The organism is Janthinobacterium sp. TPC_1 (assembly GCF_056037845.1).
On record NZ_CP195157.1, the window covers coordinates 5639832 to 5659946 of the forward strand.

Sequence of the window (20115 nt, forward strand, 5' to 3'; positions counted from 1 at the left end):
CGCCACCTTATCCCGCCGTTTCCGGCCGCTCGAATGAAAACCCCGGCGCATACGCGTGATAACCGTCGAAATCGCCCTTGCCGATGGCCGCGCCGCCGCTGCGGGCGATCGCATACGCCATGCTGAAGTGAAAATAGAAATTCGGCAGGATGTACAAATTCAAATATTCATTGGCTGGCAGCGCGATGTCGGCAAAGCCGGCGCGGTCGCGGCAGATGCGTCCGGACGGCCCGTCAAAGCGTTCAGGAGGAATATCCTTGATGTAGCGCATGGTCTGCGCGATCTGTTCCTGCAGGCTGGCGGCGCCGCTGAAATCGGCCACCTCCAGCCCCGCCAGCGGGCAGCAGCCGCGCAGGGAAAAGCTCACGGCTGCGCGCACTTGCTGGGCGAACGGCAGCATGTCCGGGTGCAGCCGCGCCGCCAGCAACTGCGGCTGGGCGTCGAGCTTGTCCAGCATGGCCGACAACTGGCCCAGCGAGCGGCAAAAGACGGTGGCGGGGTTGATCTGCATCATGTCCGTCATGGCTGGCCCTCCTGCGCAGCGACCTTTTTCAGCACACGGATCAGCCTGCGTTCATGGCGGCCCACGGCGTCCCAGTCCCACGCGTCGGGCGAACCGAATGCCGGGTAATGGGCTTGCCATTTTTCCGCGCGCTTCTGCGAATTGGCGCCCACGTTCGACGCCAGGCCCTTGCCGCTGGACAGGCGCAGATACACGTGGATGACGCCCCAGCCTTCGCACACGTAACGATATGTGAGGCCGCCGCACTGGGCCGGGTCGAGCGCGATGCGGGTCGGGGCAAACTGCCCGGCCATGTCGGCGTAATGGACGGCCAGGAGCACGTCGCTGGCCCCTTCGGCCTCCAGCCTGGCCGCATACGCGCACAGCTCGGCAGGCGAGCGGAAATACAGCGTTTCCTGTTCCGGCTCCGAATACGCCTGCGCCACGGACGCGCCGGGCTTGGCAAAGATCGCCTCGGCCATGGCCGCGATACCTGCTGTTGATAATCCCACTGTGCCTGCCTTTCCTGTTGGGTTACGCCATGCGCCGCCATCCTAGCATGGCGTCAGCGCCGATGGCGGCTGAAAAATTCCCACATCACCTCATTCGCATCGATGGCGCGCGTGGTCTTGCCGATGGGTAAGCCAACATTGAAGGCATCGGCGCCGGGCCACGTGTGGCCGCCGTCCTTGACGGTGAGCAAGGCCACACTGGCCCCGCCAGCGCCCTGCTCCAGCCAAGTCACTTGCGTGGCGTCGCCGGCAGGACCTGGCATCAGGCGCGGCAGCGGCACGGCGCCGTCGATGCCGTTGTGCCTGCGCCAGTAATCGAACGTGTCCTCGGCCGACAGATAGCTGGCGGCCTTGCCCTCGAACAGCACCACCTTGTCGGCCGTGCCCTGTATCAGCAGCATGCCGACCTTGTCCTTCTGCTTGTGATGCTGCCGCACGGGTTCCGGCATGGGCGCGCCCACCGAGGCGACGGCGGCGAACTGTTGCGGCAACTCGGCTGCCAGGCGCAGGGCGAAGAAGCCGCCGCGCGACAGGCCCGTCGCATACACGCGCTTGTCATCGATGCGGTAATCCTGCTTGAGTTTGCTCAATATCGCTTGCGTAAAACCGACGTCGTCCGTGCCCGCCAGGTAATCCATGCCAAAGCCTACGTTCCAGTCTTGCTTGATGCCTTGCGGATACACAACGATGAACTGGTGGCGCTCGGCCGTCTTGTTCATCTGCGTGTACAGCATCTGTTCCGCCATGCTCATGCCGCCGCCATGGAAATTGAAGACGACGGGAAAGGTCTGTTGGGGCTGGCTTTGATAAGCCTCCGGCGTATAGACGATGTAGCGGCGCTTTTCCTCCTTGTGGACGAGGCTGCTAACTTGCGCCAGAACAGGGATGCTGGTGCACGCCAGCACCAGCAGGCTGATAAGAAATTTCATGCGGTTTTCTCCGTTAATCAAGAGCTTGCAGCTTATGCAGGCGCCGGTGAAATCGCGGTGAAATCTCCCTGCTTTTTACTGTTTCTGGAGCGCAATGATGTCGACGCGGTACTGCGCCGCGCCCGGGTGGAAAACGATGTCCCAGTGCATGGCTTGCGCCAGGCGCAGCAGCAGGTTCTGGCCATGCGCGAAACCGTGGATGCGCCGCGGTTGCCCCGCCGGCACCGTATTGACGATGCTCAGGCGGCCTTGCGCAAATGCAATGCTGATGCGGCAAGCGGGGCCGCCATGGAACAGGGCATTCGCCAGGCAATTATTGATGAGCAACATCGTCAGCTGCGGATTGCCGACCACATCCAGGCGCTCGGGCAAGTCCAGCGCCAGCAGGCTGGCATCCCAGGCGAAATCTTCGAGCAGGCGCAGCAGGCATTGCTCTATGCAGCCGCGCAACTCCACCACCTCGCCCGGCAGTTGCTCGGCGCGTGCCAGCGCGAACAGCACCTCGATGGTGGCGCGCATGTCGTCGATGCCCTGGCGCAGCTGCGCCTGCCCGTCTGCCGTCACAGGCTGCGCGCCGGCCAGCGCCAGGCTGTTGTGCATCAAGGTCAGCGGCGTGCGCAGTTCGTGGCTGACGTCGCGCGCGAATGCCTGTTCGCGCCGCAACACTACCTGCAGTTCGGTAAACGTGGTTTCCAGGCGGCGCGCCAGGAAACCGATCTCGTCGGGACGGTCGCGCTCGCTGAAGTGCACGGCGCCGCCGGGCGCCAGCCGGCGCGCTTCCTGCGCCAGACGCTGCAAGGGCCGCACGAGGCGGCGCGCCAGCCAGTACGCCAGCAGCAGGGCCAGGCCGATCAGCGCCAGCGCCACGCCCAGCACGACACCGCCCACTTCCGGCACCAGGCGCGACACCACCAGCACGGGCGCCACGTCGGCCAGCAGATACGCGCGCCGCGGCTGGCCGGCGGCAGCGAGGTCCAGCGCCAGCACGTGATAATGCTGGCCCGTCGTGGTAAACACTTCCGCGCGCGGGGCGGACGGCGGCACTTGCGCACGCACTGCTTGAGGCAAATCAAGGTAACTGCCATAAACCGTGATGAGGTCGCTGCCAGACGGCGTAAGCTGACCGTGCTGGCGCAAGCGCTGGCTGACGGCCACCGCCTCGCGTTCGAGCAAGCGCTGCACCAGCATGTCTTCCGTCACGTAGGCGATCACCAGCGCCAGGCCCGTGTAGCACAGGCACAGCACGACGGTGAAGCCGGCCAGGGCGGCGAACAGGCGTTGCCGGATCGACTTAGCCATCGCTGGCCGCCCCGTCGAAGGCCAGGCGGTAGCCCAGCTGCGGTATGGTCACCAGCACGCCCGCCGCGCCAGCCAACTCCAGTTGCTTGCGCAGCGCGTAGATATGCGATTTGAGGGCGTCGCTGTCGGGCGGCTGGCTGCCCCACAGGGATTGCAGCAAGGCGGAGCGCGACACGGCGTGCGGATGCTCGCGGCACAGCAGCAGCAGGATTTTAAAACCCGTCTGCGTCAGCGGCAGCGGTGCGTCACGGTACAGGGCGCGTCCTGCGCGCGTCTGCAAGGTAAACGGGCCCACGCGCATTTCCTGGTGCACGTGCAGCTGCTGCCGGCGCGCCAGCGCTTCGCAGCGCAAGGCCACTTCGCGCAAGTCGAAGGGCTTGGTCAAATAATCGTCGGCGCCGTCGCGAAAGCCGCGCGCCTTGTCTTCGAACGCGTCGCGCGCCGTCAGCATCAGAACCGGCACATTGCTGGGCGCCCCGGCCTTGATGGCGCGGCACACTTGCAAGCCATCGATGTCGGGCAGGTTCAGGTCCAGCAGCACCACGTCATAGGCGTTGCGCGTGGCCAATTGCACCGCCAGCGCACCCGTGCCCGCATGGTCCGTCTGCCAGCCCAGGCCGTCGAGGAAATCGAGCACCTGCCGCGCGATGCCCAGGTGGTCTTCCACCAGCAGGATGCTCAGGGGCGCTTTGTTCATGGCACGCCGGCAAGGCGCGCAACCAGCCAGAAGTTGCCGGACCTTCCACGAATTTGCCGGTAGCAGCGCAGATAGCCTTCCCGCTCGAAAGCGCAGCGTTCGAGCACGCGCAGCGAACGCTCGTTGCTTTCCAGCACGGTCGCCTGGATGCGCAGCAAGCCAAGATGCCGGAAGCCCCAGTCCACGACAGCGTTCACGATGGACGTGGCCACGCCCTGCCCCCACACGGCAGGAGCAAGATCGTAGGCGATTTCGGCCGTACGGTGCTGCGGGGAAATCGCATTCAAGCCGATGGTGCCCACCAGCTGGCCGCCCTCGCGCAGCACGACGGCCAGGCGCATGGGCGAAGACGCGTCTGCCGACGCGTAGTCATCAAAATTGGCTTGCAGATCATCGATGGAATGCAAATCCCAGCTCGTGTGTTCGACGACGACAGGGTCGGCCAGGTAGGCATACCAGGCGGGCGCGTCGCTGCGTTCCAGGTGGCGCAAGGTCACCAGGGGATGATCGGTGAGCGGCAATCGCGGCTTCCCGCAGTGGCTCACGCGGCGCCCTTGCGCCGTGCTTCCCACTCGCGCCGCAGCAAGCCGTACAGGGCCGAATCGCTGACCTGGCCAGCGACGATCCAGCGCTCCGGCAAAAAGCCTTCCTTATTAAAACCCTGGCGTTCGAGGGCGCTGGCCGAGCCGGCGTTGAGCGGGTCGATATCGGCTTCCAGGCGGTTCAGGTCGCGCTCGACGAAGGCGAATTCGATCAGCGCCGACAGCGCTTCCTGCATATAACCGTTGCCCCAGTACGGACGGCCCAGCGCGTAGCCGATCTCGGCGCGGCGGTTCTGGCGGTGCTCGGAAAACAGGCTGCAACTGCCCAGGTATTCGCCCGTCGCCTTCAGCTCGACGGCAAAGCGGAAAAATTCCTCCTTCTCGAAAGCGGCGCTGTCCTCGGCGATCTGGCGCGTGGCGCGGCTGATATCTTCCCACGGCGGTTCGCGCTGAAATAGCGCATCACTTCGGGGTCGGCATGCATGGCGAACTGGGCCGCCTCATCCGAGGGTTGCGGTTTGCGCAGGATCAGGCGCTCAGTGGTGATGGTTTTCGTGTAGGCCATGCAACTCCAATCGAAGGTTGAAACGGACGATGCTTATTATTCCATGCAACTATAGTGATGTGGCAACTTTGTGACGGCACTTTTTAATGTAGTATGGCAATATTTTTACCATATCATTGATGCAACTTCATGATCCGTTCATGCGCCCACTAAAGGATGTCCCCGACACCAACGCCCTCGCGGCGCAGCCCCAGGTCTTGCACCGCCACAAGCGGCCAGTGACGGTCTGGGCCAGTATCGCCTTCTTTTGCATGTGCGCCATGCTGCTCGGCATGACGGTGTGGATCGTCTGGTCTTCGCGCGACGTGCGCTTGCGCGAAGCGCGGGCGACGACGGAAAACATGGCGCGCACCCTGGCCACGCAAGCGTACATGGAACTGGAAATCGCCGATGTGATGCTGGAAGATATTGCCGAACACGTCAGGAATGAAGGCAATAATGACCATACCGGCGAACGGCTGCAGTCGCATCTGCAGCAGTTGTCGAAAAATATCGTGGAAATTGCCGGCGTCTTCATTTTCGATGGACAGGGAGAGCTGCTGGCCTCCTCTTCCGGCGCCAGGCAGGACGGCAACAATGCCGACCGCAATTATTTTATCTACCACCAGACGCATGCGCAGCTTGGCAGCCATATCAGTGCGCCCGTGCGCAGCAAATCAAGCGGGCAATGGGTATTGCCCGTCTCGCGCCGGGTCGAAGCAAAAGACGGCACGTTTGCCGGCGTGGTGCTCGTCACCCTGGGGCTGAACTCCTTCGAACGCATCTACGCCACGCTCAACCTGGGCAATACGGGCACGGCCTTCTTTGCCCTCGATGACGGCACCCTGATCTACCGGCGGCCGTTCCAGCCCGAGGTGATCGGCATGGATATTTCCTCGGGCGCCATCTTGCAAGCCTACCGCGACCAAGGGCCCGTCGGCACGGCGATGATGACGGCGAAAGTGGACGAGATCGAACGGCTGTACAGCTATCGCCATCTGCAGCGCTTTCCCGTCATCGTGGCGGCGGGCTTGTCGAAGGACGATATTTTTGCCGAATGGCAATGGTTGAGCATGCAAATCGTGCTCGCCTCGCTGGCGGCGGGGGCGCTGCTGCTGTACCTGTTCCGCAAGCTGATGCGGCAAATCGCCATACGCGACCGTATCGAGGCCAGCCTGCGCCTGGCCAGTGCCGAGCTGCAGCAGGCGAATGCCGACCTGGCCGCGCGCGCCTCGCAAGACGGCTTGACGGGCCTGGCCAACCGCCGCTGTTTCGACGAGACGCTGGCGCATGAACTCAATCGCGCCCAGCGCAGCGGGCATCCGGTGTCGCTGATCATGCTGGACGTGGATTTCTTTAAAAAATTTAACGACCAGTACGGCCACGTGGCCGGCGACGCTTGCCTGCAGGCCGTTGCCGGCGCCGTGGCGCGCAGCGTGGGCCGGGCCGAAGACCTGGCGGCGCGCTACGGCGGCGAAGAGTTCGCCGTGATCATGCCCGCCACCCATGCCGCGGGCGCGCTGGAAGTGGCCGAAGCCATCCGCTCGGCCGTCGAAGCGCTGCAAGTCCCCCACGCGGCCAGCGCGAACGGCGTCGTGACCGTCAGCCTGGGCGCGGCCACGCTCCTGCCCGGCCAGGAGCGGCGCACGGACAGCAGCGAACTGATACGCCAGGCCGATGCCTTGCTGTACCAGTCGAAAAACAGCGGCCGCAACCGCGTCACCATCCATGCGCCAGCAACATGACATCGAGATTTTCCATGCAAAAAATTCATATCACCATGCCGCTTGCCCTGGGCGCACTGGCCGTCTGGCTGGGCTTGAGCATGGGCGGCCGCTGGCTGGAATCAGCCGGCTACGCCTTGCCGGGCGCAGCCGTCACCGGCCGTATCGGCCTGTCATGGGCGCTGGCCGCCCTGTTCGCGCTGGCGCTGCTGCTGGCGTCAAGCCGGCCCCGCGAAGCGGGCCTGTGCGCGCCGCAGCCCTGGAAAACAGTGTGGCTGGTCTCGCCGCCCCTGCTGTATGCACTGCTGATGCTGTTGCTGGCCTGGGCCGGCGGCTGGCCGCAGCCGCGCGTGCTGCTGGTTGTCGCGTGCAATGCGGCCCTGGTGGCCATCTCGGAAGAGCTGATGTTCCGCGCCATCTTGCTGCAAGGCATGCTGGACCGCTACGCCGTCTGGCCCGCCGTCCTGATGTCCTCGGCGCTGTTCGGCCTGGCCCACACGGCCAACGGCCTGGCCTCGGGCGACGTCAGCGGTGCCTTGTGGCAAGCCGTGGCCGCCACCCTGCAGGGCATCGGCTACGCGGCCATCCGCCTGCGCACCCGCTCCATCTGGCCCATGGTGCTCGTGCATGGACTGTGGGACTACGCGCTCGTGACGGCCACCTTGCCGCACCCCGCCGAGGATGGCGCATCGATCCTGCCGTACATCGCCCTGCTGGCCGTGCTGCCCTTGTGCCTGTACGGCGCCTACCTGCTGCGCCCCAGCCAGCGGGCGGCCATGTCGCAACTGCAACGATAAGGAATCTGCATGACGTTTTTTTCACGCGAGTACGAAGTATTCCTGCTGCTGGCAGCGCCCGATGCGCCGCCGCTGTGGGATGCGGCGCAATGGACGCCGTTTGCCGCCAGCCTCGACGGCCTGATGGCACAGGCTGGCGCGCGGGGCAAGGCCGCCGTGCGCAGCCATCAATACAATCCCAAGGGCAAGTCAATTCCCTTTGGCCGCCTGGGCTGGAACGACAAATCGCACGCGAAGTGGACGCACACGCCGGCCACGACGGATGCGCGCTTCATGAGCCTGGAAGCGTGGGCGCCCACCTGGACCGTCTGCGAAAAGGACAAGCAGGCGCCCGATGTGTTCCTCGCCCTGGCCAATGAATCGCTGCTGGGACTGGGCACAAGCGCCTGCAGTTCAGCCAGCGCCTGGTGTGCGCCATCGCCACGGACATGGGCCCGGAAGCGGCCGCCACCTTCCGGCAAGCCATGGCGCAACTGGCCGCGCAGCAAGACGCCGTCGTCTTCGCCCATACGCACCGCCAGTGGGGCCGCGCCTCGTCGTATGGCGGCTTCACGGGCGCCATCCAGGACATGCTGATCGGCGGCCTGTTCCGGCAGGACGACCCGCATGCGCGGCCGCTCGATGACGACGCGTTCCAGGATACGTGGAGCAGCATCGGCCATTGACAGCGCCAGACATTCCATGGCATCGTTACCCCATGCCATCGCCATTCCCTCCCCTGCCATCGATCATTGCCGCCATTTCAAGCATGGTGGCTGGACAGGAATGACATTGACCAAGCCGCCTGCAAGGCGGCTTTGATCGGCAACAAACAATCAAGACGTCTCGCAGGCTTTGTTTTACTCACCTGAGCGAGCGACCATGCACACCACTTCCAGCACCCCGGTTTCCCCCACCTTGCACCTCGTGTGCGGCAAGATTGCCTCAGGCAAATCCACCCTGACGGCCCGGCTGGCCAGCGCGCCGCATACGGTGCGCATCAGCGAAGACGGCTTGCTGGCGCAACTGTATCCGGGCCAGATCGCCAGCCTGGCAGACTACGTGGCCTGCGCGGCGCGGCTGCGCGCGGCCATCGCGCCTCTGGCCCTGCAGATGCTGCAGGCCGGCGTGTCCGTCGTGCTGGACTTTCCCGCGAATACGCCGGCCAGCCGCGCCTGGATGCGCGAGCTGTTCCAGCAGGCGGGCGTGCCGCACGTGCTGCACTACCTCGACGTGACGGACGACGAATGCAAGGCGCGCTTGCGCCAGCGCAATGCCAGCGGCTTGCATCCGTTTTCCACCAGCGACGCGCAATTTGATGAGATTACTCGCCACTTCGTGCCGCCCGCCGCGTCTGAAGGTTTTAAGCTGGTGCGCGTGACGGCTTAGAACGTCCCCGGCAGCAGTATCTTTTTATCTACCTGCTGCAGGTCGCGCAAGCCGCAAAACGCCATCGTCAGGTCGAGTTCATTGCGGATGATGTCCAGGCATTTGGTCACGCCCGGGCCGCCCATGGCGCCCAGGCCGTACAGGAACGGGCGGCCGATGTACACGCCTTTCGCGCCCAAGGCCACGGCCTTGATCACGTCCTGGCCCGAGCGGATGCCGCCGTCCATGTGCACTTCGATGGCGCTGCCGACGGCGTCGACGATGGCGGGCAAGGCTTCGATCGACGATTGCGCGCCGTCAAGCTGGCGCCCGCCGTGGTTCGAGACGATCAGCGCATCGGCGCCGCTTTCCACGGCCAGGCGCGCGTCTTCCGGGTCCATGATGCCCTTGATGATCAGTTTGCCGCCCCAGCGCTGCTTGATCCATTCCACGTCCGCCCACGACAGGCTCAGGTCGAACTGCTGCTGCGTCCAGGCCGACAGCGACGACATGTCGGACACGGACGTGGCGTGGCCGACGATATTGCCGAAACCGCGCCGTTTCGTGCCCAGCATGCCCGCCACCCAGCGCGGCTTGGTGGCCATGTTGATGATATTCGGAATGGTGAGCTTGGGCGGCGCCGACAGGCCGTTGCGCAAGTCCTTGTGGCGCTGGCCCAGTACCTGCAAATCCAGCGTCAGCACGAGCGCGCCGCACTTGGCCGCCTTGGCGCGGTCGATCAGGCGGTTGATGAATTCGCGGTCCTTCATCACGTACAGCTGGAACCAGAACGGTTTCGTCGTGTTCGCCGCCACGTCCTCGATCGAGCAAATGCTCATGGTCGACAGGGTGAACGGCACGCCGAAACGCTCGGCCGCCTGCGCCGCGAGGATTTCGCCATCCGCGTGCTGCATGCCCGTCAAGCCCGTGGGCGACAGGGCCACCGGCATCGACACGGGCTGGCCCACCATGGTTGACGCCAGGCTGCGGTTTTCCAGGTTGACGGCCACGCGCTGGCGGAACTTGATCTTGGCGAAATCGCTGTTGTTGGCGCGGTACGTCGACTCCGTCCAGGAGCCGGAATCGGCGTAGTCGTAAAACATGCGCGGCACCCGTTTCTGGGCCAGCACGCGCAAGTCTTCGATGCAGGTGATGATACTCATGCGTTTCCTCGGTCGATGGCAAGTCGGACCATGATCGTGCATTTGCCCGCAATTGTCTATCCGGCAGGCAAGCCTGACGCATGGAGCGTGGCTTACCAGTCGCGCGCGCCGAGGATCTGCTCGCCCAGCGCGGTCAAACGCGCCTGCGGGTAGCGCAGCTTTTCCTTTTCCTCGGGGTCGCCGGGAAACGCGTAGCCCTGCGGCGCGCTGCGCTCGCGCCAGCTTTGCACCCTCCAGTCGCGCAGACTTTGATTGTCTTGCTGGGCCGGCGTAAAGGAAATGTATTGCGCCAAACGCACCTGGTCCGTCGACGTGTTCGGGCGAATGCCGTGCGCCAGCAGGCTGTTGAAGATCAACAGTTCTCCCTTCTTCATGGCGATGAATTCCATCGGGTAGGGCACCGTCGCCAGGTCCGGCTGCCAGGGGTTGCGGTCTTGCGGCACCGTCTTGCGCCAGCTCAATAAATTATTGAACAGTTCCGGATAGCACTGAAAACCGCCGCTCTCGGGCGAGGTATCGGACAGGGCCAGCACGCCCTGCACGTTGACGGGCAGCGGGTCGAGCGTGGTATCGGCATCCCAGTGGATGAAGCCGCCAAACTTGCGCTTGCCATTATTCGGCGTGTTCAGGTTGGCGCGGTCGATGGTTACCCACAGATCCTGGCGGTCCCAGATATCGACAAAGGCGTCGTAGACGCGCGGGGTCTGGCGGTTATCCCACAGGGTCTGGTTGTGGTAGGCCTCGACCATGCCGGAGCCGTTGAGTTCCTTCATCGCATGGTCGCGCAATTGCTCCCGGTTCCAGGTGGCGGGATCGTGCTGGTCGAGTCCCTGGAATTCCCACAGGAAATCGGTCGTGCGGCGTACTTGCTCGGGCGACACGGCATCCTTGACGATAACGTAGCCGTAGGTTTGCCAGTGCAAAAAGTCGCTGGCGGACAGCACGCGCAGGGGCAGCTGCTTTTGGATGTCGCGCAACTGGGTCTGTTCCGTGTAGGCCACGGACGGGTTGCCGGGACGGTCTTCGCCGTACTGGTATGGGTTCTGCATCGCTGTCTCCTGTGTTGGTGTGAGACAGATTGTGCGATGGCACGGCGCCGTAAAATGCGCGTCAGGCAGCCAATACTGATACTATTCTGACCATTGACACCTTCAAAACGTCACAATGACGCCTTTATTCGAACAAGTCACGATCCCGGCGGGCCACTCCTGGGGCTTGCTGTGGCGCGAACTCGATGCCATTCCCTTCCTCTGGCATTACCACCCGCAGTTCGAGCTGACCCTGACGGTCAATGCACGGGGGCAACGCTACATCGGCGACCACGTGGGCGACTTCGAGCCGGGCGACCTGGTGCTGCTGGGGCCGAACTTGCCGCACACGTGGTCGGCCAGCGAGCGCATCGATAGCGCGCAGCCGATGCTGGCCGTCGTCGTGTGGTTTTCATTGGAGTGGCTGGAGCGGCTGGCGGCCTGCTTTCCCGAATTGCACGGCGTGCGGCAGCTGGCGCGCCGCGCCGGCCCCGCCCTGCATTTTTCGCCGGCCACGAGCGCGCGCTGCGCTGTTCAGCTGCTGCGGCTGAACGCCCTGCCCGTGCCGCAGCGCTTGCCGCTGCTGCTCGACGTGCTGCTGGAACTGGCGGGCGATGCGGGCGCGCGGCCGCTGGCCTCGATGGCGCAGGCGCCGCTGCCCGATGGGCAGCACCAGCGCATGGCCGGCGTGTTCGATTTCATGCACACGCATTTCCGGGAAGAAATCGCACTGGAAACCCTGGCGCAGAAGGCGGCCCTGTCGCTGGGCGCGTTCCACCGCTGTTTCAAGCGCCATGCGCATTGCACGCCGGGCGACTACCTGGCGCGTCTGCGCATCGGCCGCGCCTGCCAACAGCTGATCGAAAGCGATCTGGCCATCGCCGTCATCGCGCAAGAGGCGGGCTACCGCAACCTCGCGCACTTCAACCGCCAGTTCCGCGCCGCCAGGCACGTCACGCCGCGCGCGTTTCGCCGGCAGTACCGGCGCGGTGCCACAGGCGCAACATAAATCCGTTCGGAAACGAAAAAGGGGATCAGATTTTACAATCTGACCCCCGATATTCTGGTGCGGCTGGCAGGAATTGAACCCACGACCCCTTGGTTCGTAGCCAAGTACTCTATCCAGCTGAGCTACAGCCGCCTAAGACAAGATTATAGCAGGGCTTTGCAGAATGGCAAAGGGCGTGGCGGCACTATTTCACAATTGACGCCCTCCCCGGATTTCAACGGCCGAGCCGCCCCGCTCACTTGCATCTTTCATCACATTTATTTTCTGACTGCGGCGCAAAACCGACAGGTTTATTTCTTCTTAGTCATTATCAATACATCCAGGAAAAATAAATGCTATTCATGGAAAACTTTGAGAATGTTTACTAGCAGTAATTTCAATAAAAATACCAAGGGGATGTCATGAAAATAAAATTGCATAAATTGCCTCTGGCCGCCGCCTGCGCGGCCACCTTCCTGCTGGCCGCCTGTGGCGGCGGCAGCAGCACCCCGGCCGACCCGGCGCCGCCAGTTCCCCCCGTTGCGCCCGTCCCGCCGGTGCCGGCAACGACGGTCAGCGGCACGGCCGCCGTCGGCGCCCCCATCACGGGCAGCGTGGTGGCCATCGATAGCAAGGGCAAAGTGTCCGTGGCGGTCAACACCGGCGCCGGCGGTGCCTTTACCGTCGACGTGGCCGGCATGACGGCGCCCTTTTTCCTCAGCATCACCGGCACGTCCGGCGGCAAGCAGGTGACGCTCAATTCCATCGCTACCGCAGCGGGGCAAACCGTCAACATCACGCCGCTGACGGACCTGATCGTCTCCACGGCGTCGGGCCAGCCCGGCCGGCGGCACCGCCCTGGCCGCCGTCTGCGCACCCGTCGCCAATGCGGTCCCGGCCGCCTGCACCGCGGCGCTGGCCACGGCGGCGACCCAGCAACGGCTCGATGCGGCCGTGGCCGCCGTCGTCGCCATGATCAAACCGATTAATACCGGCAATACCAATCCACTGACGGGCGCCTTTGTGGCCAACGGCACGGGCATGGATGCCGTGCTGGACCAGATCCTCGTCGCGCCCGCGGAAGCGCAAGGCGCCATGGCCACCGTTACCCTGATCGCCACCAACAGCGCGCTGGGCAGCGTGACCTTGCCCGCCGCCGCCGGCGGCGCGCCGACCATTCCCGCAGCGACGCCGCCATCGGATGCCGACTTGCTCAAGGCGACGGCCGCGGCCAGTGTCTTGCCGGAAATCCGCGCCTGCATGGCCTCGCTCAGCGCGCTGTATCCGAAGACGGGCTTCGTCGTGCCGTCGACGGCGGCCGTGTCGCCGTTCATCGACAGCAGCTTCAACATGGGCGCCGGGGTGGGCCAGGCGGACATCCTGGCCGCCCTGACCAGCGCGGACCAGGCCGCCCACGCGGGCCTGACGATCGAGGCGCTGGGTTTGTCCAGCGTCAGCATGCAGCCGTTGAGCAGCAATGAAATTGCCACGCTGACATCCAGCAGCAGCACCTCGACGACGCGCGTGGCCGACTTCATCGGCAATCGCCTGGGCGCCGGGGCGACGGCCATCGCCTTCGCCGCAGGCAAGCCCAGCAGCGCATGGGTGCAGTTGCGGATAGGAAACGATGCGGGCATGCTCAACTGGCAACTGGTCAAGACCAGCGACACCAGCGGCTGCGCCGGCGGCTGGAAACTGGCCGGCAGCGGCCATCTGGACATGCACATGAATGCGCGCATCCAGCGCAGCGTCGATAGCGGGGGCACGGCCAGCTTTGCGCGCGAATGGGCCGCGCATGTCGAGCTCGACACCGTGCTGCAGGAAAATCCGGCCGTCAACAAGATCGACGTGTGCGGGGACCGGGCCTGACGACGTTCGGCGACTTCCAGATACCTGGCACGGCCGGCAGCAAACTGCAGCTGATCCTGCCAGCGACCGGCTACACCCACATGCGGATTGCCGACAGCAATGGCGCCGCCAGCGCTTTCTACAATAACGCGGAAGCGATCCAGAGCTGCCAGGACCTGGCCAGCCTGCCCGTCAATACGCCGGGCCTGGGCGCGGGTACGGCTTGCATCGACGAAACGAAAGTAGCGCCTGGAAAAATCTACGTGTGGACCCTGAAAACGCCGAATGGCCCCGTCAGCGCCTTCCCGTTCCAGATCAATGCCGTGCCGCTGTCGAAAGCCTTTGCCAAGGCCAACCAGGCCAGCCTGTTCGCCACGCTCACCGGCATCACGCCGGCGAAACTGTCGTCCATCCCCGCCGCCACCCTGCTCGACGGCGCGGTGACCTTCCATTACACGCAATCGGCCACCTACGGCTCGAAAATGGATAATTGCGGCCTGTATTTGTTCAATGGCGCCACGCCGGTGCTGAATGCGGAACAAAATGCAGTTGGACAAGAAACCGCGTGCACCTTCACGAGCTCGGGGTTGAATGCGCTGGCCTCGAACGTGGCGGACCCGGCGCAGTCCGGCGCTTCGCTGTTCAAGTTCACCGGTCCCGTGACGCATGGCGGATTGTGGGTGACCACCATCGTCCTGGGCAACCAGGCGTCGTCGGGCCAGCCTTATCCGAATTGATACGGCCTGGCCACTGAAGCGCGCCGCGCTGCTGGCGGCGTGTTTCAAGCGACAGTTTGACTGGACGAAAAAAAACCCGGAAAGCGAACTTTCCGGGTTTTTTTCACTACTGCTGATACTGGTGCGGCTGGCAGGAATTGAACCCACGACCCCTTGGTTCGTAGCCAAGTACTCTATCCAGCTGAGCTACAGCCGCAAACTCTGACACACTTCGCCGGACGGCGCGAAGCTTGAAACTTTCATCAACACAGGAAAACCCGATGTTGGCAATACTGGTGCGGCTGCGGCTGGCAGGAATTGAACCCACGACCCCTTGGTTCGTAGCCAAGTACTCTATCCAGCTGAGCTACAGCCGCAAAACTTCTACAACATTCCATTGAACAACATGGAGGTGAAACTTGTTACAACAAAACCAGGCAAAGTCTGATTTTCAGTATTCTGGTGCGGCTGGCAGGAATTGAACCCACGACCCCTTGGTTCGTAGCCAAGTACTCTATCCAGCTGAGCTACAGCCGCGCAGGCAAACATTATAGCGTATTCATTTCGCTTTGAAAAGTTCGATTTTTCAATCGCTTAGCTGATTTTGCAGAATACCGCCCCGCATGACCGACTACCTTTTCACCGCCAAAAAGCCGACGCCTTTTTATCGATGGACCCTTCTGCTTTCACAGTGGCATCCAGCGAATCGAGAAGTTGCTGTCTCGAAAGAAGCGGGATTATAGGGACTGCCTTCCAGCCTGTCCAGTGCTATCTGCATGCGGCAGGCAAGCGTGCGGTGGCGGCGTGCCGCTTGGGGCTACAATACCAGCCAGACAGGGGCGCTCGTGCCTCCGCTAATTCATGACGGCTGGCATTTTCATCATGACCCATTTAACTGAGCTTAGCGACGGTGGCCTGGCGGGGCAAGCGCCCGTCCGGCAGCCGCACCGTTCCAGGATTTCCGATGGCCAAGCATGAACGCAAGCAAGATCTGCTTCCCCCATCAGCGCCGCTGAGCCTATCCGACGAGCGCCTGGCCAACTTACTGGAGAGCATCACCGACGGCTTTTGCCTGCTCGACCGCGACTGGAGCATCCGCTATATCAATACGCGCGGCGCCGGCATGCTGGCGCCGCAGCGTCCGCCCGGCAGCCGCCTGGCGGGCGGCAACCTGTGGCAAGCCTGCCCCGCCTTGCAGGGCACGGAACTGGAAGTGCAATACCGGCGCGCCATGGCGCAGCAGCACAGCTGCAGTTTCGAACTGCTGTATCCGCCGCTGGGGCGCTGGCTGGAAGTGCGCATCTTCCCTTCCAGCGACGGCCTGACCACGTATATCCAGGATATCAGCCAGCGCAAGGCGGCCGAGGACAGCCTGCGCCAGCGCGAGGAAGACTTGCGCGCGCTGGCCAATTCCATCCCGCAACTGGCCTGGATCGCCAGCTTCGACGGCACCATTGCCTGGTATAACCAGCGCTGGCACGACTACACGGGCACCAGCGCCGAGCAGATGGCGGGCGACGGCTGGAGCATCGCCTATCACGCGCAGCACCTGCCGCCCATGCTGCAAGCCTGGAAGGCCGCCTTGCGCGACGGCACGCCGTTCGAGATGGAATTTCCCATCCGCGGCGCCGACGGCCAGTTCCGCTGGTTCCTGACGCGCGCCAATCCCGTGCGCGACCGGGGCGGACAGCTGCTGCGCTGGTTTGGCACGAGTACCGACGTCGACCAGGTCAAGCGCGCGCAGGAAGCCTTGCGCGACGAGACGCGCGTGCTCGAATTGCTCAACAACACGGGTGCGGCCCTGGCAGGCACCTTGGACTTGCCGGCCCTGCTGCAGGAAACCGTCGATGCGGCCACTCGCATCAGCGGCGCGCGCTTCGGCGCGTTTTACTACCATGACGATGCGGCCGCGCCCGATACAGACGCGCTCCCCTCGGCGCGCGCCGTCACCGGCCTCAGCCTTCGCCAGGCGGATGCCATGGCCACGGAACTGCGCCAGGGACCGGCCATGCGCCAGAACGACTTGCTGGCGGCGCCCGAGGCCGGCGCCGACGGCGCGCCGCCGCTGCGCAGCTGCCTGAGCCTGCCCGTCAGCTCACGCTCGGGCCTGCTGCTGGGGCGCTTGCTGCTGGGCCATCCGCAGGCGGGCATGTTCAGCGCGCGCAGCGAACGCATCGTCTCGGCCATCGCGGCCCAGGCCGCCGTCGCGCTCGACAATACGCGCCTGTACGCGGCCGCCACGCGCGCCGCCGAAGAGCGCAAGGTGCTGCTCGACAGCGAACGCGAAGCGCGCGCCGAGGCCGAGCGCACGAACCAGCTGAAAGACGATTTCCTCGCCACCCTGTCGCATGAACTGCGCACGCCGCTGTCGGCCATCCTGGGCTGGGCCCAGGTGCTGCGGCGCGGCACGCGCGACCAGGCCGACCTGCACCGCGGCCTGCAAAGCATCGAACGCAATGCGCGCGCCCAGGCGCAGCTGATCGAAGACTTGCTCGACATGAGCCGCATCACCTCCGACAAGGTCATGCTCGACCTGCAGCCCCTCGCGCCCGCCAGCGTCATCGCCTCGGCCATCGAAACCCTGCGCCCGGCGGCCGACGCCAAGCATATCGCCATCCACAGCAGCATCGCCAGCGATGCGGGCAGCATCATGGGCGACCCCAGCCGCATCCAGCAAGTGATCTGGAACCTGCTGTCGAATGCCCTGAAATTCACGCCGCAAGGGGGACGGGTCGAGATCGGCGCGCGCCGCGAAGCGAACCGCCTGGCCATCACAGTGGCCGACAACGGCGTCGGCATCAGAAAGACTTCCTGCCCCACGTATTCGACCGCTTCCGCCAGGCCGACGCCTCGACCACGCGCCGGCATGGCGGCCTGGGGCTGGGGCTGGCGATCGTCAAGCACCTGGTGGAGCAGCATGGCGGCACGGTCACGGTGAGCAGCGCCGGCGACATGCAGGGCGCCAGCTTTACCGTGCGTCTGCCGCTGGGCACGCCGGCCGCCGCCGCGCGCCAGACGGGCGGCGCCCCGTCCGCCAGCCATGACTTGCGCGGCATCAAGGTGCTGCTGGTCGATGACGAAGCCGATGCGCGCGAACTGACGGCCCGCATCCTGCGCGACCACCACGCCGAAGTGCACGACGCCGGCAGCGTGGCGCAGGCACTGCTGCTGCTGGAACAGGTGCAGCCGCATGTGCTGATCAGCGACATCGGCATGCCCGATGCGGACGGCTTCGACTTGCTGGCGCACATACGCGCGCATGCCTCCCCCGCTACCGCCCGCCTGCCCGCGCTGGCGCTGACGGCGTTTGCGCAACCGCAAGACCGCCAGCGGGCGCTGGCCAGCGGCTTCCAGGCCTGGGTCGCGAAACCGCTCGACCCGGCCGAACTGCTGGCGGCCGTGGCGCAGCTGGCCGCCGCACGCGTGATGATCCCACCCTGAACAGGGTCATCCGCCGCCCCTAAAAAGATGATACAAAGAAATACATAGTGCTGAACATAATGACTATTTTGTGGTTTAGCCTTCCTACTTTCAGACGCGGCACTGTCCTACAAGCAACTAAGCTGAAGTTTGCTACACTGAAATGCAGAAGCACACCTGCACGGCAGGCAGGAGACAGGCAGCCTTGGCTGCCATCGGTGGCAGAAGCGAGTTCAAGCGCTGTTGTGCGCCCTGTCTTGTTGCAAGGCGCTACTATCTTTCCCACCGCCGCCAGCCGAAACGCTGCGGTAGAAGCCAGCGTTGCATAGACCGTATTAACCGAGACCCTACATGCCCAGCCAAGATGAGATTTTGAAAGCTAAAATTTTGGTCGTCGACGATTCACCCGACAATGTCGACCTGATGCTGGAAATCCTGCGCGATGCCGGCTATACCAATGTCACGGCCACCATGCGTCCGGCCCAGGTCTGCCCCTTGCACCAGGAGCATTGCTACGACTTGATCTTGCTGGATCTGCAAATGCCGGAACTGAATGGCTTCCAGGTCATGAAAGGCTTGAAGGAAATCGAGCATGGCGGCTACCTGCCCGTGCTGGCCCTGACGGCACAACCGAGTTTCAAGATCGCCGCCCTGGAAGCGGGCGCGCGCGACTTCATCAGCAAACCGTTCGACCTGATGGAAGTGCACAAGCGCATCCACAACATGCTGGAAGTGCGCCTGCTGTACAAGGAACTGGCGCAATACAGCAAGCAGCAGCAGGAACTGGCCCTGCACGACCCGCTGACGGGCTTGCCGAACCGGCGCCTGCTGGAAGACCGCATCGGGCATACCCTGCAGCAATCGGCCCGCAACCGCGGCAAATCGGCCATCCTGTACCTGGACCTGGACGGTTTCAAGGCCATCAATGATACGTATGGCCATGGCTATGGCGATGACATCCTGAAAATGGTGGCGGCCCGCCTGGTGGGCGCCTCGCGCAAGGAAGACACGGTGGCGCGCATCGGCGGCGACGAATTCGTCATCGTGCTGGGCAACCTGGCCGGCAAGGGCGACGCGCGCGAACCGGCCGCCAAGCTGATCGAAGTCATTTCCGAGCCGTATTTCATCAACGACCTGACCCTGCGCCTGTCGACCAGCATCGGCATCGCCATCTACCCGGACGACGCCAGCACCGTCGAATCCCTGCTGGGCGCGGCCGACACGGCCCTGTACGAAGCCAAGCGCGCCGGCAAGAACCGCTTTTGCTGCTCGCCCCACGAAGTGATGGCCGCCCAGGTCAACATGCAGAAAAACAGCATCCCCTCGATCGCCTGAGCCAACTTTCCGCGCAGCACGTCAAAAAACCGGCAAGCCTCACGGCCAGCCGGTTTTTTTATGGCAGAGACACTTTATTTCTTGCCGGCCGTCACTTCATGCTGGCCCGCATGCTGGTGGTCCGTTTGCGCATCGACGGTTTCCGGCGGCACTTCGATGCGCGTGATGCCGGCATCGACGGAGATCGGGTCGCTGGCGGGGAAGGTCATTTCCACTGCGTCGTCGAGCAACTCTTCCTTGGCCCGCTCTTCGCCGCTCATGCCCTCTTCATCGGCCAGGATGGCCAGCGCGCTGGCCCATTTGACGAAGTTGAGGTTGGACAGTTCGCGCACGGTGGTCACGCCGAACGCTTGCTGCAAGGCCTTGGCATCCTTGGCGCTGACGCCGCGCAAGGCGCTGATGGGGGCGTTGACGATGTCGCGGAAGCTTTTGTCGAGGTATTCCTTGTCGACGATGGTTTCGATATTCATGGCATGTCCTTTCAGTTCGGTAAAGGGCCGGTGCGGCGCCCTGCGCCACGATGGCGGCTATGCTGCAGGGGAGAATGCATGGCTCCACTATGGCAGCGCGCGGCGTCCGGGTATGTGCGCAGCCGTACGTAACGACGGGAACGATACCGCTGGCGCAAACAATAAGATTGTCTATGATATAAAAGTGATGGGAGGAGATTAAAATTGCCGAAAAGACAGAAATTTTCCATCCATGCGCCTTGCGATGAAATCCT

At 63.9% G+C, this 20115-nt stretch carries 21 protein-coding genes, 4 tRNA genes and 1 pseudogene; 11 read left to right on the forward strand and 15 right to left on the reverse strand.

What is annotated here, in order from left to right; all coding sequences use genetic code 11:
* Positions 1-7: 7 nt before the first annotated feature.
* The 8 genes from ACQVLG_RS27395 to ACQVLG_RS27430 form a co-directional block, all read right to left on the reverse strand.
* Complete coding sequence (locus ACQVLG_RS27395) at positions 8-523, reverse strand: DUF1993 family protein (RefSeq protein WP_474291893.1); 516 nt, start codon at positions 521-523, stop codon at positions 8-10.
* Positions 520-984 (reverse strand): hypothetical protein, encoded by a 465-nt coding sequence (locus tag ACQVLG_RS27400; RefSeq protein ID WP_474291895.1) that lies wholly within the window; start codon positions 982-984, stop codon positions 520-522. The genes ACQVLG_RS27395 and ACQVLG_RS27400 overlap by 4 nt, the downstream gene beginning before the upstream one ends.
* A gap of 83 nt (positions 985-1067) precedes the next feature.
* Positions 1068-1943, reverse strand: a complete 876-nt coding sequence (locus tag ACQVLG_RS27405) for an extracellular catalytic domain type 1 short-chain-length polyhydroxyalkanoate depolymerase (protein ID WP_474291897.1) — start codon at positions 1941-1943, stop codon at positions 1068-1070.
* Between the two features lie 75 nt (positions 1944-2018).
* Positions 2019-3242, reverse strand: a complete 1224-nt coding sequence (locus ACQVLG_RS27410; RefSeq protein WP_474291899.1) for a sensor histidine kinase — start codon at positions 3240-3242, stop codon at positions 2019-2021.
* The gene (locus ACQVLG_RS27415; protein WP_474291901.1) at positions 3235-3939 is read right to left on the reverse strand and encodes a response regulator transcription factor; all 705 of its coding nucleotides are present in this window, start codon (positions 3937-3939) and stop codon (positions 3235-3237) included. The genes ACQVLG_RS27410 and ACQVLG_RS27415 overlap by 8 nt, the downstream gene beginning before the upstream one ends.
* A complete protein-coding gene (locus ACQVLG_RS27420) occupies positions 3936-4460 on the reverse strand; it encodes a GNAT family N-acetyltransferase (RefSeq protein WP_474291902.1) in 525 nt (174 codons plus the stop codon). The genes ACQVLG_RS27415 and ACQVLG_RS27420 overlap by 4 nt, the downstream gene beginning before the upstream one ends.
* A 20-nt stretch (positions 4461-4480) precedes the next feature.
* Positions 4481-4909: a GNAT family N-acetyltransferase gene (locus tag ACQVLG_RS27425; protein WP_474295820.1), complete on the reverse strand. Its 429-nt coding sequence runs from the start codon at positions 4907-4909 to the stop codon at positions 4481-4483.
* Positions 4828-5046, reverse strand: coding sequence for a GNAT family N-acetyltransferase (locus tag ACQVLG_RS27430; RefSeq protein ID WP_474291903.1), 219 nt, complete (start codon positions 5044-5046; stop codon positions 4828-4830). The genes ACQVLG_RS27425 and ACQVLG_RS27430 overlap by 82 nt, the downstream gene beginning before the upstream one ends.
* 140 nt (positions 5047-5186) lie before the next feature.
* Here ACQVLG_RS27430 and ACQVLG_RS27435 point away from each other — a divergent pair, with 140 nt between their 5' ends.
* The 4 genes from ACQVLG_RS27435 (at position 5187) to ACQVLG_RS27450 (ending at position 8914) form a co-directional block, all read left to right on the forward strand.
* Entirely contained in the window at positions 5187-6770 is a 1584-nt protein-coding gene (locus tag ACQVLG_RS27435) for a sensor domain-containing diguanylate cyclase (protein ID WP_230539282.1), read from the forward strand.
* 14 nt (positions 6771-6784) lie between these two features.
* On the forward strand, positions 6785-7546 hold the full coding sequence (locus ACQVLG_RS27440; protein ID WP_474291905.1) for a lysostaphin resistance A-like protein: 762 nt from the start codon (positions 6785-6787) through the stop codon (positions 7544-7546).
* A gap of 9 nt (positions 7547-7555) precedes the next feature.
* Complete coding sequence (locus ACQVLG_RS27445; RefSeq protein WP_474291907.1) at positions 7556-8122, forward strand: hypothetical protein; 567 nt, start codon at positions 7556-7558, stop codon at positions 8120-8122.
* Between the two features lie 285 nt (positions 8123-8407).
* Positions 8408-8914, forward strand: a complete 507-nt coding sequence (locus ACQVLG_RS27450) for a P-loop nucleotide/nucleoside kinase family protein (protein ID WP_474291909.1) — start codon at positions 8408-8410, stop codon at positions 8912-8914.
* On the opposite strand, the gene ACQVLG_RS27455 is transcribed toward ACQVLG_RS27450, so the two are convergent.
* Both ACQVLG_RS27455 and ACQVLG_RS27460 read right to left on the reverse strand, forming a co-directional pair.
* Positions 8911-10056: an alpha-hydroxy acid oxidase gene (locus tag ACQVLG_RS27455; protein WP_474291910.1), complete on the reverse strand. Its 1146-nt coding sequence runs from the start codon at positions 10054-10056 to the stop codon at positions 8911-8913. The two genes, ACQVLG_RS27450 and ACQVLG_RS27455, sit on opposite strands and share 4 nt — an antisense overlap.
* A 92-nt stretch (positions 10057-10148) precedes the next feature.
* On the reverse strand, positions 10149-11105 hold the full coding sequence (locus tag ACQVLG_RS27460; protein WP_474291912.1) for a phytanoyl-CoA dioxygenase family protein: 957 nt from the start codon (positions 11103-11105) through the stop codon (positions 10149-10151).
* Positions 11106-11220: 115 nt separating this feature from the next.
* Here ACQVLG_RS27460 and ACQVLG_RS27465 point away from each other — a divergent pair, with 115 nt between their 5' ends.
* Positions 11221-12093 (forward strand): helix-turn-helix domain-containing protein, encoded by an 873-nt coding sequence (locus ACQVLG_RS27465; RefSeq protein ID WP_474291913.1) that lies wholly within the window; start codon positions 11221-11223, stop codon positions 12091-12093.
* 55 nt (positions 12094-12148) lie between these two features.
* Here the strand turns inward: ACQVLG_RS27465 and ACQVLG_RS27470 are convergent.
* Positions 12149-12225: transfer RNA gene (locus tag ACQVLG_RS27470), tRNA-Arg, on the reverse strand.
* A 269-nt stretch (positions 12226-12494) separates the two neighbouring features.
* On the opposite strand from ACQVLG_RS27470, the gene ACQVLG_RS27475 reads away from it, so the two are divergent.
* The 3 genes from ACQVLG_RS27475 to ACQVLG_RS27485 are packed head-to-tail and all read left to right on the forward strand — an operon-like array spanning position 12495 to position 14657.
* Positions 12495-13061: a hypothetical protein gene (locus tag ACQVLG_RS27475; RefSeq protein ID WP_474291914.1), complete on the forward strand. Its 567-nt coding sequence runs from the start codon at positions 12495-12497 to the stop codon at positions 13059-13061.
* Positions 13045-13941: a hypothetical protein gene (locus tag ACQVLG_RS27480; protein ID WP_474291916.1), complete on the forward strand. Its 897-nt coding sequence runs from the start codon at positions 13045-13047 to the stop codon at positions 13939-13941. The genes ACQVLG_RS27475 and ACQVLG_RS27480 overlap by 17 nt, the downstream gene beginning before the upstream one ends.
* The gene (locus tag ACQVLG_RS27485; protein ID WP_474291918.1) at positions 13923-14657 is read left to right on the forward strand and encodes a hypothetical protein; all 735 of its coding nucleotides are present in this window, start codon (positions 13923-13925) and stop codon (positions 14655-14657) included. Before ACQVLG_RS27480 ends, ACQVLG_RS27485 begins: the two co-directional genes overlap by 19 nt.
* 119 nt (positions 14658-14776) lie before the next feature.
* On the opposite strand, the gene ACQVLG_RS27490 is transcribed toward ACQVLG_RS27485, so the two are convergent.
* The 3 genes from ACQVLG_RS27490 to ACQVLG_RS27500 all read right to left on the reverse strand — a co-directional run bounded on the left by ACQVLG_RS27490 (position 14777) and on the right by ACQVLG_RS27500 (position 15173).
* Positions 14777-14853, reverse strand: a tRNA-Arg gene (locus tag ACQVLG_RS27490).
* A gap of 86 nt (positions 14854-14939) precedes the next feature.
* Positions 14940-15013, reverse strand: a tRNA-Arg gene (locus tag ACQVLG_RS27495).
* Positions 15014-15096: 83 nt separating this feature from the next.
* Positions 15097-15173: transfer RNA gene (locus ACQVLG_RS27500), tRNA-Arg, on the reverse strand.
* Between the two features lie 427 nt (positions 15174-15600).
* Here ACQVLG_RS27500 and ACQVLG_RS27505 point away from each other — a divergent pair.
* The 3 genes and pseudogenes from ACQVLG_RS27505 to ACQVLG_RS27515 form a co-directional block, all read left to right on the forward strand.
* A pseudogene (locus ACQVLG_RS27505) lies at positions 15601-17367 on the forward strand (PAS domain-containing sensor histidine kinase); the annotation flags it as partial.
* Between the two features lie 80 nt (positions 17368-17447).
* Positions 17448-18077, forward strand: a complete 630-nt coding sequence (locus ACQVLG_RS27510; RefSeq protein ID WP_474295821.1) for a response regulator — start codon at positions 17448-17450, stop codon at positions 18075-18077.
* A 330-nt stretch (positions 18078-18407) separates the two neighbouring features.
* On the forward strand, positions 18408-19391 hold the full coding sequence (locus ACQVLG_RS27515; RefSeq protein WP_230540732.1) for a GGDEF domain-containing response regulator: 984 nt from the start codon (positions 18408-18410) through the stop codon (positions 19389-19391).
* 74 nt (positions 19392-19465) lie between these two features.
* Here ACQVLG_RS27515 and ACQVLG_RS27520 read toward each other — a convergent pair whose 3' ends face one another.
* Positions 19466-19861, reverse strand: a complete 396-nt coding sequence (locus ACQVLG_RS27520; RefSeq protein ID WP_070219229.1) for a hypothetical protein — start codon at positions 19859-19861, stop codon at positions 19466-19468.
* Between the last annotated feature and the right edge of the window lie 254 nt (positions 19862-20115).

What these genes read in the sequence shown, in the direction of transcription:
- ACQVLG_RS27455 (WP_474291910.1), bottom strand. Translation starts at nt 10,056, where the DNA reads ATGAGTATCATCACCTGCATCGAAGACTTGCGCGTGCTGGCCCAGAAA.
- ACQVLG_RS27415 (WP_474291901.1), bottom strand. Translation starts at nt 3,939, where the DNA reads ATGAACAAAGCGCCCCTGAGCATCCTGCTGGTGGAAGACCACCTGGGC.
- ACQVLG_RS27445 (WP_474291907.1), top strand. Translation starts at nt 7,556, where the DNA reads ATGACGTTTTTTTCACGCGAGTACGAAGTATTCCTGCTGCTGGCAGCG.
- ACQVLG_RS27440 (WP_474291905.1), top strand. Translation starts at nt 6,785, where the DNA reads ATGCAAAAAATTCATATCACCATGCCGCTTGCCCTGGGCGCACTGGCC.
- ACQVLG_RS27395 (WP_474291893.1), bottom strand. Translation starts at nt 523, where the DNA reads ATGACGGACATGATGCAGATCAACCCCGCCACCGTCTTTTGCCGCTCG.
- ACQVLG_RS27465 (WP_474291913.1), top strand. Translation starts at nt 11,221, where the DNA reads ATGACGCCTTTATTCGAACAAGTCACGATCCCGGCGGGCCACTCCTGG.
- ACQVLG_RS27450 (WP_474291909.1), top strand. Translation starts at nt 8,408, where the DNA reads ATGCACACCACTTCCAGCACCCCGGTTTCCCCCACCTTGCACCTCGTG.
- ACQVLG_RS27405 (WP_474291897.1), bottom strand. Translation starts at nt 1,943, where the DNA reads ATGAAATTTCTTATCAGCCTGCTGGTGCTGGCGTGCACCAGCATCCCT.
- ACQVLG_RS27475 (WP_474291914.1), top strand. Translation starts at nt 12,495, where the DNA reads ATGAAAATAAAATTGCATAAATTGCCTCTGGCCGCCGCCTGCGCGGCC.
- ACQVLG_RS27520 (WP_070219229.1), bottom strand. Translation starts at nt 19,861, where the DNA reads ATGAATATCGAAACCATCGTCGACAAGGAATACCTCGACAAAAGCTTC.
- ACQVLG_RS27435 (WP_230539282.1), top strand. Translation starts at nt 5,187, where the DNA reads ATGCGCCCACTAAAGGATGTCCCCGACACCAACGCCCTCGCGGCGCAG.
- ACQVLG_RS27460 (WP_474291912.1), bottom strand. Translation starts at nt 11,105, where the DNA reads ATGCAGAACCCATACCAGTACGGCGAAGACCGTCCCGGCAACCCGTCC.
- ACQVLG_RS27400 (WP_474291895.1), bottom strand. Translation starts at nt 984, where the DNA reads ATGGCCGAGGCGATCTTTGCCAAGCCCGGCGCGTCCGTGGCGCAGGCG.
- ACQVLG_RS27515 (WP_230540732.1), top strand. Translation starts at nt 18,408, where the DNA reads ATGCCCAGCCAAGATGAGATTTTGAAAGCTAAAATTTTGGTCGTCGAC.
- ACQVLG_RS27410 (WP_474291899.1), bottom strand. Translation starts at nt 3,242, where the DNA reads ATGGCTAAGTCGATCCGGCAACGCCTGTTCGCCGCCCTGGCCGGCTTC.
- ACQVLG_RS27430 (WP_474291903.1), bottom strand. Translation starts at nt 5,046, where the DNA reads ATGGCCTACACGAAAACCATCACCACTGAGCGCCTGATCCTGCGCAAA.
- ACQVLG_RS27480 (WP_474291916.1), top strand. Translation starts at nt 13,045, where the DNA reads ATGATCAAACCGATTAATACCGGCAATACCAATCCACTGACGGGCGCC.